General features: G+C 59.7%; 10 protein-coding genes and 1 pseudogene. 7 read left to right on the top strand and 4 right to left on the bottom strand.

Annotated elements, in window-relative coordinates; all coding sequences use genetic code 11:
• Positions 1-337: 337 nt before the first annotated feature.
• From QAZ22_RS30290 to dctP, 3 genes are read right to left on the bottom strand one after another with little or no spacing between them, the layout of a single operon-like run.
• The gene (locus QAZ22_RS30290) at positions 338-1,651 is read right to left on the bottom strand and encodes a TRAP transporter large permease subunit (protein WP_278204581.1); all 1,314 of its coding nucleotides are present in this window, start codon (positions 1,649-1,651) and stop codon (positions 338-340) included.
• A gap of 60 nt (positions 1,652-1,711) precedes the next feature.
• On the bottom strand, positions 1,712-2,815 hold the full coding sequence (locus QAZ22_RS30285; protein ID WP_278204580.1) for a TRAP transporter small permease subunit: 1,104 nt from the start codon (positions 2,813-2,815) through the stop codon (positions 1,712-1,714).
• Between the two features lie 58 nt (positions 2,816-2,873).
• Positions 2,874-3,992 carry a TRAP transporter substrate-binding protein DctP gene (dctP, locus tag QAZ22_RS30280; protein WP_278204578.1) on the bottom strand — a complete coding sequence of 373 codons (1,119 nt, stop codon included), beginning with the start codon at positions 3,990-3,992 and terminating at the stop codon, positions 2,874-2,876.
• A 416-nt stretch (positions 3,993-4,408) separates the two neighbouring features.
• Here dctP and QAZ22_RS30275 point away from each other — a divergent pair.
• A pseudogene (locus tag QAZ22_RS30275) lies at positions 4,409-4,708 on the top strand (zinc-binding dehydrogenase); the annotation flags it as partial.
• 488 nt (positions 4,709-5,196) lie between these two features.
• On the opposite strand, the gene QAZ22_RS30270 reads toward QAZ22_RS30275, so the two are convergent.
• Positions 5,197-6,423, bottom strand: a complete 1,227-nt coding sequence (locus QAZ22_RS30270; RefSeq protein WP_278204577.1) for an ROK family transcriptional regulator — start codon at positions 6,421-6,423, stop codon at positions 5,197-5,199.
• A gap of 285 nt (positions 6,424-6,708) precedes the next feature.
• Here QAZ22_RS30270 and QAZ22_RS30265 point away from each other — a divergent pair, with 285 nt between their 5' ends.
• From QAZ22_RS30265 to QAZ22_RS30240, 6 genes are all read left to right on the top strand, one after another.
• Positions 6,709-7,146: an RbsD/FucU domain-containing protein gene (locus QAZ22_RS30265; protein WP_278204576.1), complete on the top strand. Its 438-nt coding sequence runs from the start codon at positions 6,709-6,711 to the stop codon at positions 7,144-7,146.
• 86 nt (positions 7,147-7,232) lie between these two features.
• Complete coding sequence (locus QAZ22_RS30260; RefSeq protein ID WP_278204575.1) at positions 7,233-8,225, top strand: substrate-binding domain-containing protein; 993 nt, start codon at positions 7,233-7,235, stop codon at positions 8,223-8,225.
• A gap of 130 nt (positions 8,226-8,355) precedes the next feature.
• Positions 8,356-9,882 carry a sugar ABC transporter ATP-binding protein gene (locus tag QAZ22_RS30255; RefSeq protein WP_278204574.1) on the top strand — a complete coding sequence of 509 codons (1,527 nt, stop codon included), beginning with the start codon at positions 8,356-8,358 and terminating at the stop codon, positions 9,880-9,882.
• 23 nt (positions 9,883-9,905) lie between these two features.
• Positions 9,906-10,937 (top strand): ABC transporter permease, encoded by a 1,032-nt coding sequence (locus QAZ22_RS30250; RefSeq protein ID WP_278204573.1) that lies wholly within the window; start codon positions 9,906-9,908, stop codon positions 10,935-10,937.
• Positions 10,938-11,041: 104 nt separating this feature from the next.
• On the top strand, positions 11,042-11,815 hold the full coding sequence (locus QAZ22_RS30245) for a glucose 1-dehydrogenase (protein ID WP_278204572.1): 774 nt from the start codon (positions 11,042-11,044) through the stop codon (positions 11,813-11,815).
• Positions 11,816-12,112: 297 nt separating this feature from the next.
• Entirely contained in the window at positions 12,113-13,270 is a 1,158-nt protein-coding gene (locus QAZ22_RS30240) for an ROK family transcriptional regulator (RefSeq protein WP_278204571.1), read from the top strand.
• Positions 13,271-13,431: the final 161 nt, after the last annotated feature.

Genomic DNA, 13,431 nt, shown 5'->3' with positions numbered 1-13,431 from the left:
TACTTGTTCCTTTCAGGGTGTCGCGACTGGCAAGGCGTCCCCGTCGGAATTGCAGGGCGCTGATCCCGAATAGAGTCCCAAGAACGACCCACAAAAACGTGCTGAAATGGAGTGGACTGGTAAGCCAGTCCAGGAAAGGCACTGCGTCGCCCGGGACGGCGTGGGCGAGATAGCGTAGAGTGGTCAAGAACAATACACCCCCATTTGCAGCCAGGATTGTTTCAAGAAGCGATCTCATGACAGCGCGCAAAGGAAGGCAAAAAAGTCACGCCGTTTAAGCGAAAAGCTATCAAATTCGATTGATCCGCAGCGTCGGATGACGAAAACCGCAATGTGGTCAGTTGCCTCCGTACATGACCTTCGGCAGCCAAACGACGATCGAGGGGAACACGATGCACAATCCTACTCCGATCGCCTGCAGGCACAAGAAGGGGACCGCGGATCGGAAGATAGTCGCCATCGATATCTCCGGTGGCGCAACACTCTTCAGGTAAAACAGCGAATAGCCGAACGGCGGGCTCAGGAACGCCATCTGCATGTTGACCATGAAAATGACGCCATACCAAAGCGGCACATCTTCAGGAGCCACGCCGGCTAACCCGAACGTGCCGCCGAATTCGAGCGACTTAAGGATAGGCAGAAATATCGGTACGGTGAGAAGCAGGATGCCCACCCAGTCCAGAAACATGCCGAGGACGAACAGGATGATCATCATCAGAACAAGAACGCCGTAAGGCGCCAAGCCTGTGCCGAGTATGGACTCGGCGACGAAGTTCTGCCCACCCTTCAGGATGAAGAAGCCGACGAACATGGTGGCGCCGAAGAATATCCACATGACCATCGCCGTTGCCTTGAGCGTCGCGACGCCGGCTTGCCGGATCGTGTCCCAGGTCAGGCGCCGATGCGCGGCACAGACGATGAAGGCACCGAACGTGCCGATGCCTGCAGCTTCGACCGGCGTGGCAATGCCCATGAAAATGACACCGAGCACAAGCAGGATCAGCAATATCGGCATGAACGTGCGGCGCAAAAGCTTGAGTTTTGCGGCGAATGCGATGCGTTCGTTTGGTGGCAACGCTGGGCCGAGCTTGGGATTGATGTAGCAGCGCGCCGTCACGTAAGCGACGTACATCCCGGACAGCAGTAGCCCGGGAAACACCGACCCGATCAAAAGCTCGCCCAGCGACTGCTGCGCGACGACGGCATAGACGATCGCCATGACGGAAGGGGGTATGAGGATGCCGAGTGTCCCGCCTGCAAGAAGCGAGCCGCAGGCGAGCTTGGCGTCGTAGTCGCGGCGCAGCATAGCGGGGAGCGCGATCATCCCCATCGTCACTTCGGTCGCCCCGACCACGCCAACCATGGCGGCCAGCAGCGTGCAAGAGACCACCGTGGCCGAGGCGAGTCCCCCCTTCAGCCCGCCCAGCCATTTGTAGACGACGTCGAACAATTCCTCGATGATGCCCGCCTTCTCGAGAATCGCGGCCATGAAGATGAAAAGCGGTACCGCCGAGAGCTGATAATCCGTCATGAATGGGAAGACTCGAGACGGCAGCATGTTCAGCATGGCCGAATTGCCGAACAGAAAGAGGAAAAGCACGGCAAGGCTGCCGGTGCAAAAGGCCATCGGCAATCCGAGCAGCAAAAGCACGCCCAGACCACCGAACATCAATATGCTAAGCCAAAGGATCGGAAGCTCGAGACCCATCGCTCAGCCGGTCCTTCCGAATGCAGTGGCGATATCTCGCATCAGCCGCGACAGACCCTGAAGCAACAGGAGGGCCGCCCCAATAGGGATTGCGAGCTTTACCGGCCAGTATTGAATGCCCCATTCGGTGAACGAGCGTTCGCCAACCGCCACTGCGTCACTGGCAAAACGCCAACCTGTGACGAGCATGGTCCCCGTGAACAGGAAGAAGAAGGCCGAGGTGATGATGTCGCAGATAGCCCGACCGCGTTCGGAGAGGTGGCTGTAGAGGATGTCTACCCGAACATGGGTTTCGTCGCGATAAGCATAGGCTCCTGCCAGCATGTACTGGATGCCAAACATGAGAAACATGCTCTCATGCACCCAGTTCGTCGGTGAATTGAAAACGTAACGGGCCACGACCTCGTAATAATAGGCGATGACCGCGAGGACCGACCAGTAGGCGACCAACTCACCCGTCACCTTGACCAGCCGGTCGACGGGCCTAAAAATCGGGAGCGGGGCTTTGACCGGCGTGGCAGGCACATCGGTCACCAGCGGATGGGTGTCGGTTGGGGCCGGTTGAAACTCACGTTCGCGGGCGCGGCGAACCAAGCCCGGCATGAGAAAGATGTCGCCCACGAGAACGAGGCCGAGGAGAGTTCCGGCAATTCGGGCAAGGGCGTTCGAGCGGGCGAGTCCAGCAATGGCAGCAGCGTCATTGCCGTGAGCCGTCACCGCATCCGCCTCGGCCTTCGCAAGGCGACCGGCGGCACCGCTCTTTCCGGATGTGACATCGGCCCTGGTTTGCGTCAGGACCCTCTCGGCATGCTCCGCTTGGGATCGAGCCAGAGACAATGCTTCGCGGCCATCCCGCACCTGGGCACTGGTCCAGAGAACAGCGACGAAGAACGGGATGAACAAGAACCCCCAGCGGCTCTTCAGGTAGAAACGGTGCATGCCGAGAAAACCGGCAGTGACCAGGAAGAAATAGGCGAGGAACAGGTTGGCTCGGCCGGCATCGCGTCGAGCCCGCTCGCGAAACACGAAGAAGACCGCGGCAAGTGGAAAAAGCACGAGGCTCGACCAGTAGAGCCAGTGCGGCAGCACAAATGTGAGTGAGGGCATCGGCGACCGTCTCTTGAAGGAGAGTGCGCCCGCCCGACCGGGACGGGCGCGGAGAGCCTCAGAGGTTGATCGACAACCCTTGATACATGTCCGGCGTTACGTAACCGACGGTTGGATTCTCCATAACCTCAAGCTGCAGCTTGAATATGCGCGCCGCGTCCTTGTCCTTGTTGGCCCACTCGAACCAGATCGGCACCGCGATTTCCTGGAACTTCTGGAGGTCCTCCGGACCAAGCCGATTGATCTCGATGCCTGCGTCGGTGAATTTGTGCCAGGTCTCCATGTCGGCCTTCTGGATGGCCCCGAAATGGATGTTCGAATAGACCTGGATCTCGTCTTCTACGAATTTCTTGAGATTGTCTGGGAGTTGGTTCCAGACATTCATGTTGACGGCGAAATCCATCAGGTCGACGGGCTGATACACCGACATCAGTCCAGGCGGCCCCATGGAAATGTATTTGGTCACCTGCTGGAAGCCGAGCGCCCAGTTTACCGCCGGGCCTGTGTAGTCGGCCGCATCGATCGTGCCTTTCTCCAGCGCGGAGAAGACTTCGCCGCCAGGCAACAGCGTCGTCTTGGCGCCGGCTTTCGCGAATGTCTCGGCGATCATGCCGCCCGGTACGCGCAGTTTCAGGTCCCTGAAATCTTCGATCGAGCGGATCGGTGTCTTGGAGTGGATGATGTTCGGTCCATGGTGGATGCGGTTGACGTAGTAAAGGCCTTGTTTCGCATAGAGGTCGCGCGCAGCCTGCAGACCACCTTTTGAATAGAAAAAGATGTCCCATTCATGCGGATAGCGTAGCCCCATCGTGTACGAGGACAGGAACGCTGCAGCGGGAAGCTTGCCGGCCCAGTAAAGTGAAAACGAGTTCATCGCTTCCAGGACACCGTTCTTCACTCCGTCAAGGAGTTCGAAATCACCAACGATGTCCTTTGCCTTGAACGGCTGAAATTCCAGTTGGCCTCCGGTCTTTTCCTTGATGGTCCCGCACCAGTTCTGGAAAGTTTCAAGCCCTACACCCGCTGGCCACGAGGTTTGAATTTTCCAGGTGACTGTGTCAGCGGCTCCGGCTCTTCGAACCCAGGGAGCCGTAACCGCCGTCGCCGTCAGGCCAGCAACAAGTCCACTCGTCTTCAGAAATCTTCGCCTTGATTGAGAACGTTCATCCTCGGCCATTGTCTTCCTCCCTATTCGGCAAGCGGACAAACGATAGACCCGTCGCCGGTCTCAAAGACTTAAAACCAATGACACAACCCTTTTGAGGATCAGAGCATTACCAGCGCCACGAACGAGAGAGAAAGAAAGGGCGCGGCATGCAAAATAACACAGCGCGGCGCAAACATTTTCAATCACTGCGCGCCCGACCCATAATATGCTCGCGCGATTTCAATAAATCCAGCCTTTTTAGCAGGTTATCGGCTAGCCAACGCGGTGTTCCTTCGGCTTATCGACGTTTGAGGGATCTACCGGAGACCCTCTCGGTTACCCATCATGATGCTGACGAGAGGCGCTATATCCATATCGTGGACGCTGCTCTCATCATGGCGGCTGACAGCATCGCATTAGACAGCAATCAACATCCAGTTCGCTGCGTCGATCTGGTGTTCGACGTCATCGGTGGCGATGTTCAGATACGGTCCGCAGCGCTGATCCGGGCCGGAGGAACGCTTGTGACCGTCGTCGGGCCTACCCAAGTTAGGCCAGCAGACGGCTTGACAATCGACTTCGTCGTGGAGGCGGATCGCGCTCAATTATCCGAGATAATTCAGCGAGTTCGGGACGGGCGGCTGCGCACGAACATTGGCAAGGTCTCGAGCCTGGATGATGCTATCGCCACGTTCAATTCGACCGAGAGGCGGGCGGGGAAGACCGTCGTTCGCGTCGGTCCGTGAGGACTCGTCGAGAATGAGGATATTGGCGCCACTTGCACCTGCCGTATCTTCCTGACGGATTGGCCTCTACGCGCACTCGTTGGAAGGGTCACTTCGTTAGAGAGCGTGCTAATGCGTCACAGATGCCAATCAAAAGCGCTTTATCGTCTGGCAGAACGGCAGTTTCTTACGATCAGATGCCAATAACAGACAGGCCGGTCTCGGCTCCATTTCAGACATTGGGTCCGAACGACTCCGCGGCCCCAATTGCGCCTCCGTCCGCGCGGGTAAGAGGCGTGAATTAGCCCGCCTTTAAGAGTAAGTGCTTGTTTTTATTGCAGGCCGTTACCGGTCGCTCGCAATCAAGGCTGGCCGATCCGAGTAAAGCCGAGGCCTGTGTGACTTCATATCGAAGTGCGGTAACGAGGCTCGCCACTATGCATCAATCACTGCACGACCGCTAGCGCCGTCGAACAGGCGGCGATACGCGTAGGCGTGTCCGACTGCAATTAGCGTTCGCTGTATGAGCTAGCGATTTCGGCAAATTGGGGCGATCGGCCGACAGGCACTCCATTTCCAATTTGATCCAGTTCAGGAAGCAGGAAAATGCTGTCTCTGAGCGTGCCGGCGGCGCCGATTGCAACGGTGTCAGCTTCGATGCCGGCGATCTCGATGGGGGGCAGCGCCAAGCCGTGCAGTAAATTGGCTCGCAGAATCGCATCGACCCTCCTCTGGATCCTTGGGAACAACACAGCCAATGGGCCGCCGAGGACGATGCGTGCCGGGTTTAGAATGTGGATGAGATTGAGCAGTCCGATTGAAATCACGTCGGCCCATGTATCGAGTTTTGTTTCCAGGACGCTGCCGTGATCCCGAACAGCCGCCAAATCCGCCAGGCCCTCGGCGATCGACTGGCCGTCGGGAAGAAGCGGCAGGAAAGGGCCGTAGCCTCCAAGCAGTCCCAGGGTTTGGGATTTGGCATCTTCTGGTCTGACGGAAAGAACCATATGACCGATTTCGCCGGCAAAACCACTGGCGCCCTCGGCAACCCGACCGTTCCGGATGATCGCCGCGCCAATCCCCTCCGAGAGCAACACCACGAGCATGTCCTCCGGCTCGTGGGTGTCTAGCGCGCCGATGGCTGCAGAAAGCGCGACGGCGTCGTTGCACACCCGGATCGGCCATGGTGCCCCAAGTGAGGAGGCGACCAATTGTCCAAGATCGACGTCCTCCCACTCCAGCAGTCTCGCCGAAACCACGACCCCGTCTCGGCCCACGATACCGGGAACGGAGACGCCCACGCCTCGAACTCGCTTGGTATCGACACCAGCACCAACAACAAGGCGGCGCGCGAGATCGGCGATCGCCTGCGCAACGGTTTCCGGGTCCCTGAAATTCTTGCTGTTGGGAATGGTGATCTTGTTGAGCGCAGCCCCGGTGAAGTCGACGAGCACGCCGGCCAGCCAGGTGCTTGATACGTCGATACCCACGAAGAAAGCTCCCTTGGGATTTAGCGCTACGCGTATTCCCGGCCTGCCGACCTTGCCCGCCTCCTGAGGCTCGGTCAGTTCCATGGCCAGATCCGCCTCGAGCAGCACGGCAATGACGTTCCCGGCAGTCGCCCGGGTCAGGCCAAGCTCGCGGGCAATGTCGGCGCGCGAAAGCGGCGAGGCCCTTCGCAACAGGCGCAGGCACCGCGTCTCATTGACGTGGCGGATGAGGTTGGTGGTTTTCAAATTTCCTGCTCGTCCGTTTCGATCGTCATTTCGTATCGTGGCGCGTCTGCCCTGTTAACGTCACGCGGCCGTGTGCGTCCAGAGTGATTGGACGTCGCTGGCTGCATCGCGCTTGCAACGCAGGAATTGCCATTGACGGCCACCAAAGCCAATTAGTATAGGATCAATGCAAATACAAGATGCCCGAGTTCTTCGGATATTTTTTGCATCTCCTGTCAAATCGCTGAGCGTCGGAACGCTCGCGCACCCATTGAGTAAAAACGCAAATCTGAAAGGACGCCTGTCATGCTGAAAGGTATCGATCCAATCCTGTCGCCCGATCTTCTCCATGCTTTGCGGTCCATGGGCCATGGTCATGAGATCGCAATCGTGGATGCCAACTATCCGTGCGATGACGATGCCCATATCATCCGCCTCGACGGTGTGCTGGGCACCCGGATCCTCGAAGCGGTGCTTTCGGTAATGCCACTCGAAAGCCGCGATTCCGAAGCAGCCTGCCGCATGATCGTCGAGGGCAACCCCGAAACGGAGCTGCCCATTTTCGGCGAATTCCTGGATATTGTCGCAAGGCATTCCGACCGGCCGCTGTCGCTGGCGCCGATTACCCCCGACGAATTCAAGCAGCGCGCCAAGAGCGGCTTCGCAATCATTCTCAGCGGCGATCGGCGGCTCTACGGAAACATCCTTCTGAAAAAGGGCGTTGTCGCACCGCCGGTTGACTAATGCAGGAGGGGAGGCTTGCATTCTCTTTTTTTGCGTAATATGTATAGAACATAAACAAATTGCCGGAGGTCGTGGGAGGAGAGCATTTGTCCGCGATCCGTGCACAAACCAAGGAGGAGAAAATGCGCACAAACACCTTCGCGACAACGCTGGCGGTTCTTGGAATGCTGCTGACGCCGGCTCTGTCGTGGGCCGGCGACAAACCCCTGACGATCATGCTTTCCAGCCCTGATCTGGCCTTTCCATTTTCGGTCCACATCATGAAAGAGATGCAGGACGAGGCAGCAAAGCTCGGCAATATCAACGTTGTGGTGAGCGATGGTCAGCGCAATTCCAGCAAACAGAGCGCTGATATCGAGGCGGCGATCGCCAAGGGTGTCGACGGAATCGTGATCAGCCCCAACGACTCCGCGGCGCTTGCGCCGGCAATCCAGGAGGCGATCGATGCCAAGATACCGGTCGTCACCGTCGATCGCTCGATCGACAGCGTCAAAGGAATCCTGGCTCATGTCGGTGCCGACAATGTGAAGGGTGGTGAGGTGCAGGGCCAACTCGTCATCAAACTGTTTCCCGACGGCGCCAGGGTGATGAACCTGCAGGGGCAGCCTGGCACCAGCGCCGCGATCGATCGCAACAAGGGCCTGCACAACGCGCTCGATCCCCTCGCGGCCAAATACAAGTTCGTGTTCGAGGACACGGCTGGATTTGACCGCGCCAAGGGTCTTTCCATGACCGAGTCCGCGCTGGCATCCATGGCGACACCGCCCGACGCCATCGCCGCGGCAAACGACGATATGGCGCTCGGAGCCCTTGAGGCGCTGAAGGCTCGCGACCTGACCGACAAGGTGAAATTGATCGGCTTCGACGCCCTGCCGGAATCTCTCGGCAAGGTACGCGATGGCAGCATGACCGGAACCATCGAGCAAATGCCGGGAAAGCAAGGCAGGCAGGCTGTCGATATTCTCGTGGCCTTTGTGCGCGACGGCAAGGCGCCGGAACACAAGATCACGCTGCTCACACCGATCGCGGTCACACAGGACAACCTGAACGCCGGCGAACGCTTGGGAGAGCTGAAGTAACACTCCGTCGCGCGCGACCACTAGCCTCCCAAGGCGATCGCCTGCGGGGGATGAGGCCCAAGCTCGACCTCACCCTCGCTGGCGCAAGCAATGCGCCTTTCCCGACTGCTGAATTCGTTTGGATCTCACAATGCGCCAGCCGCTTTTGCAGATGAATGGGATCACCAAGTCGTTTGGCGGCATCTCCGCGCTGAGAGCGGTGGATTTGCGCGTCGGCGCAGGCGAGGTTCACGCCTTGCTGGGCGAAAATGGTGCCGGCAAATCGACCCTGCTGAAGATCCTGTCGGGTGCTCAGGCGCCGGACGCCGGCGAGATAGATTTTCTGGGCGCGAAGGCAACGTTCAACTCACCCCAGGATGCGCAACGCAGCGGCATAGCGACAATCTACCAGGAGCTGACGCTCGTTCCTGGAATGTCGATTGCGGAGAACATCTTCCTTGGCCGTGAACCTGGCCGGGCAAACTTCGTGGATTGGGGACGCTTGGTCAATGAGGCGCGAGGCCTGATGTCGAAGGTTGGTCTCGAGAAGAACCCACGCATACTGGCTCGCGATCTGTCCGTGGCCGAACAGCAATTGGTCGAGATCGCGCGCGCCCTGTCGATGAAATCGAAACTCATCATCATGGATGAGCCGACAGCGGCGCTGTCACATGCTGAGGTGAACCGGCTCTTCGAAATTGTCAGCGGGTTTCGGGATGAGGGCCTCAGCGTCATCTTCGTCACGCACCGCCTGGAAGAGGTCATGCGCGTGTGCGATCGCTTCACCATCCTGCGCGATGGCGCCTTCGTCTGCGAAGGAGACGTCGCCGATACCTCCATCGACGCCATCATCCGTCACATGGTCGGCCGCGAAATCACCGCGATGCAACGGCGCCCGGCGCCGGCCGCGACCGAGGCGGTCGTTCTTCGAGTCGAGAATCTGTCGCGGCGCAGGGGCCTCGAAGGGCTGAACGCCATGGCCTTGCATGACATCTGTTTCGAGGTTCGACGCGGCGAAATCCTAGGCATTGCCGGGCTGGTTGGCTCCGGCCGCACGGAGACAGCGCGTGCGATCTTTGGTGCCGACCCGTTCGATTCGGGGGAGATATTAGTTGATGGCGTGTCGTTGCGGCCGACATCGCCGCAAGACGCCATTCGAAAAGGCATCGGCCTGGTGCCGGAAGATAGGAAGCAGCAAGCCCTGTTCCTGTCGCAGTCGATCCGCGCGAACCTGACGGTCACCGCGCAGGACCGGGTTTCCCGGCTGGGTGTCTTCATCGATTCAAGTGCCGAGGACACCCTGATCGCCGAATACCGAAAAATGCTTCGCATCCGGATGCTGGGGCCGGAGCAGATCGTCTCCGACCTCTCGGGTGGCAACCAACAGAAGATTGTCCTGGCACGTTGGCTGGCTCTGGGTCCCAAGGTGCTCATCGTCGACGAGCCGACCCGCGGGATCGATGTCGGGGCCAAAGCTGAAGTCCACAATCTGCTGTTTCAAATGGCAAGCACCGGGATCGCCATCGTCGTGATCTCTTCGGAACTGCCCGAGGTGCTGGCCATAAGCGACCGCATCATCACCATGCGCGAGGGCCGCGTCACGGGTGAGGTGCAAGCGGATGCCGCCAATCCTGAAATGCTGATGGCCTTGATGACCGTGGATGCGGTCGCGGCATGAGAGATCAACCAGGGGAGAACGATATGGCGCAAGTGGCAGCGGAGGCACCGGTCGCGAAGCGGCAGCAAATTCGGCCGTTTAATGTGGTGGCGCGCTTCGCGCCAGTGCTGTTCCTCGTGGTTCTCATGATCGGCTTCTCGATCCTTGAGCCGCGCTTTCTCACGCCGCTGAACCTTTTCAACGTGCTCCGCCAGGTCTCGATCTACGGACTGCTGGCGATAGGAATGACCTTCGTCATCCTCACGGCCGGAATAGACCTTTCGATAGGCTCGATCCTAGCCTTGGCAGGGCTTGTCGCGGCGGTGGTGGCTAAGGGCGGCCTCGACAACCGTTTCAGTGTTGGCGATGGATCGGCCGCAATGGGTTTCGGTTGGGAGGTCGCAGCGCTGGCAGCGATAAGTGTAGGCGTCGCGGCAGGATTTGTTCAGGGGCTGGCTATCACCCGGTTCAAGGTGCCGCCTTTCGTTGTGACGCTGGGCGGCATGTCGGCCTTTCGCGGTGCGGCCTTGCTCTTTTCCGGCGGCGGGCCGGTCAGCGGCTTCGACGAAGCATTTGTCTGGTGGGGCCAAGGTAAGCTGGGGCCAGTCCCGGTTCCGGTTCTGATCTTTGTTCTTTTCTCGGTCATCGCGCACATAGCGTTGAGCTACACGCGCTACGGCCGGCAGATCTATGCAGTCGGCGGAAACCCCGAAGCTGCGCGCCTCGCCGGCCTCAACGTCCAGAAGATTATCCTCAGTGTCTATGTCATCACCGGCTTCTTCGCTGGTCTCGGTGCTTTCGTCCTGGCGGCAAGACTGAATTCGGCTGAGGCCGTGGCCGGTACTGGTTTTGAATTGACTGTCATTGCCTCGGTTGTGATCGGTGGGACCAGCCTCTTTGGGGGCACCGGGACAATATTCGGCACGGTCATCGGCACCGTTCTGATCGGTGTCCTGCTCAACGGCCTCGTTCTCCTGGATGTCTCGGCTTACGTCCAGCAGATCATCATCGGGATGATCATCGTTCTGGCGGTCGCGTTCGACACCTTCGTGAAATCACGACGCCGGATCTTGTGAGGCGATCGCGGAGAGTCGTCACAACTCGTAGCGTTTTGCCACCTTACCAAAGCAGCATCAGACAACCAGGAGCCGGGAAGCGGCGCACATTGGAGCTACTGACGATGACCAAGAGTTCTTTGCCAAGCTTCGGCCTTCACGGGAAAGTGGTGATGGTGAGCGGCGCTGGACGCGGTATTGGCCGAGCCTGTGCGTTGGCGTGCGCCGAGGCGGGAGCCGACATCGTTGCGATCGTTCGTGATGACAATGCCGGCAAGGATTTGACCTCGGCCATCGAAGCGCTGGGGCGCCGCGCATTGATTGTCCCGTTGGACATATCCGAGACCCGACGAATTGAAGACGCCGTACGCGATGCGGTGGCTCATTTCGGCCAGATCGACATCCTGGTCAACAATATCGGCATATCGCGGCGAAGCCTGGCGCAATCCGTCAGCGAGGAGGACTTCGATCTGGTTCTAGGCACGAACCTTAAAGGCACGTTCTTCCTGACGCAGGCTGTGGCAAGGACAATGATCGAGCGTCGTGCTGGCCGGATACTCAACATCAGTTCCCAGGCCGGGACCGTCACGCTGCGCGAGGAATCGATCTATTGCATGTCGAAGGCTGCCATCAATCATCTCACCAGGTGCCTGGCTGCCGAGTGGGGTCCGTTGGGAATTGCTGTGAACAGCATTTCGCCGACCTTTATCTGGACCGACTCGACGCGTCCCTATCTGAGTGACCCCGAGGCGCATCGCCAGACGCTCGCGCATATTCCGCTCGGCCGGATTGGTGAGACCCATGATGTCACCGGCGCGGTGGTGTATCTGGCTTCACCTGCGGGCGCTCTTGTCAACGGGGCCAACCTCATGATCGATGGCGGCTGGTCGATCGCATAAGATCAGTGGACTCCCTCTGTGATCATTGCCATGCGGCTCGCGACGATCTTCGAGAGACAGCGAGTCGGTCGAAAACGGTGGTTCCAGTTTCGCCTCGTTAGGCTGCGCGGACGAACTTGTTGCAGCGCTGCGGCCGCGTCGGCGCGCAAGCCCGGTCAACCCCATAGCGGCTCTGGTTCAGTATTATATCCTTGCCCACACGATGGCTGTGCCGACTTTGGACGCTTCCGTGAGAAAACGGCTTTGGGATAGCCCCTTCCGATGGTATTTGCGCGGACGTAACCAAAAGATGCGGCCGTGAGCACGACAAGCCTACTGCGCCATATCAACGCCAGGCGTTGTCTGAGACTGCTGCAAAACGGCCGGCAGCTTTCTCGCGCCGACATGGCTCGGCAGCTCGGCCTGACAAGGGCCACGATCGGCAACGCCATGCGCGTCCTGCTCGATGCCGGCCTGGTCGTCGAGAGTGCCGAAATGTCGCCTGAATCACGCAAGGGCCGCCCGGGCGTGGGCGTGTCGCTCAACCCTTCGGGCGCTTATTTTGTCGGCGTCGATGTCGGCACGCGTTCCTTGACCGGGGTGCTGCTCGACCTGCAGATGAATGTCGCCAGCCGGATCGTCGAGCCGACCGGCCCGCGCTACCGCGACCCCGGGCATATATCGGCAAAGCTGCTCTCGCTGATCGAGAGGCTGCTCAGCGAAAACCCCGCTCTGCAGGATAAGGTCGAAGGCATCGGCATTTCAGTGCCAGGCCTGGTCGCCCGCGACGGCAGCGTGGTGCATGCGCCATTCCTCGAATGGCGCAACTATCCGCTTCAGGCGGAGCTGACGCGGAAGGCGCCGGCCGACTGGTCGGTCTTGGTCTGCAACGACGCCTTCGCCTTCGCCAATGCCGAGCTCGCCGCCTCCGCCACGGCCAAGGCCGGTAGCATGCTGGTCGTTCTCCTGGCAGAGGGCATCGGCGGCGCCATCATCGATGACGGCCGTGTCGTGATGGGCGGGCACGGCTATTCCGGCGAAATCGGCCACACCATCGTTTCCGCCGGCGGACGCGTCGACACGTTCGAGATGCTGGCCGGCGCCAAGCTTTTCACGCGGCTGTTCGAAGAGGGGCAGCCGGTGGCCGACGGGGTCCAGATGCTGCTCGCCAATGTCGGCGACAAGGCGGTGGATGCCGCGCTCGACGCCTGGGTCAGCGGCCTTTCCGCCGGTCTTGTCAACGCCATCCATCTGCTCGATCCCGGGCGCGTCGTGCTCGGCGGCCCGCTGGCCGGCCTTTACCCAAAACTCAGCCGGCGCATCCAGGCCGACATCAAGCGGCGGCTTCTGGCGGGCTTCGCGATGCCGGAGATCAGGGTGGCGCAGTTCGGCGCCGACGGCGCGGCGATCGGCGCGGCGGCCACCATCCGCGACACGCTTTTCGCCCTGCCGGACCTCGAAGCCAGCACGCTGTAACGCGGTCCACAGCGTTTTCCGTCACTTTTCGCGCAGAGTGGCATTCGGCCACCGCCGTCTGTTTTTAGGCGCCGGTTCAAGCAAGTAGCACGGACAGGATGCGCAGCTCAGCGCCATCCACGCGCCCCGCAAAACAGCAATCGCAGAAATCCTGATCAACC

This window comes from Mesorhizobium sp. WSM4906, assembly GCF_029674625.1.
Taxonomy (GTDB): Bacteria; Pseudomonadota; Alphaproteobacteria; order Rhizobiales; family Rhizobiaceae; genus Mesorhizobium.
This window is presented reverse-complemented; position numbering and strand designations above follow the sequence as displayed.

Coding starts and splice junctions, on each gene's coding strand:
- QAZ22_RS30285 (WP_278204580.1), bottom strand. CDS start 2,815: ATGCCCTCACTCACATTTGTGCTGCCGCACTGGCTCTACTGGTCGAGC.
- QAZ22_RS30265 (WP_278204576.1), top strand. CDS start 6,709: ATGCTGAAAGGTATCGATCCAATCCTGTCGCCCGATCTTCTCCATGCT.
- QAZ22_RS30255 (WP_278204574.1), top strand. CDS start 8,356: ATGCGCCAGCCGCTTTTGCAGATGAATGGGATCACCAAGTCGTTTGGC.
- QAZ22_RS30245 (WP_278204572.1), top strand. CDS start 11,042: ATGACCAAGAGTTCTTTGCCAAGCTTCGGCCTTCACGGGAAAGTGGTG.
- QAZ22_RS30250 (WP_278204573.1), top strand. CDS start 9,906: ATGGCGCAAGTGGCAGCGGAGGCACCGGTCGCGAAGCGGCAGCAAATT.
- dctP (WP_278204578.1), bottom strand. CDS start 3,992: ATGGCCGAGGATGAACGTTCTCAATCAAGGCGAAGATTTCTGAAGACG.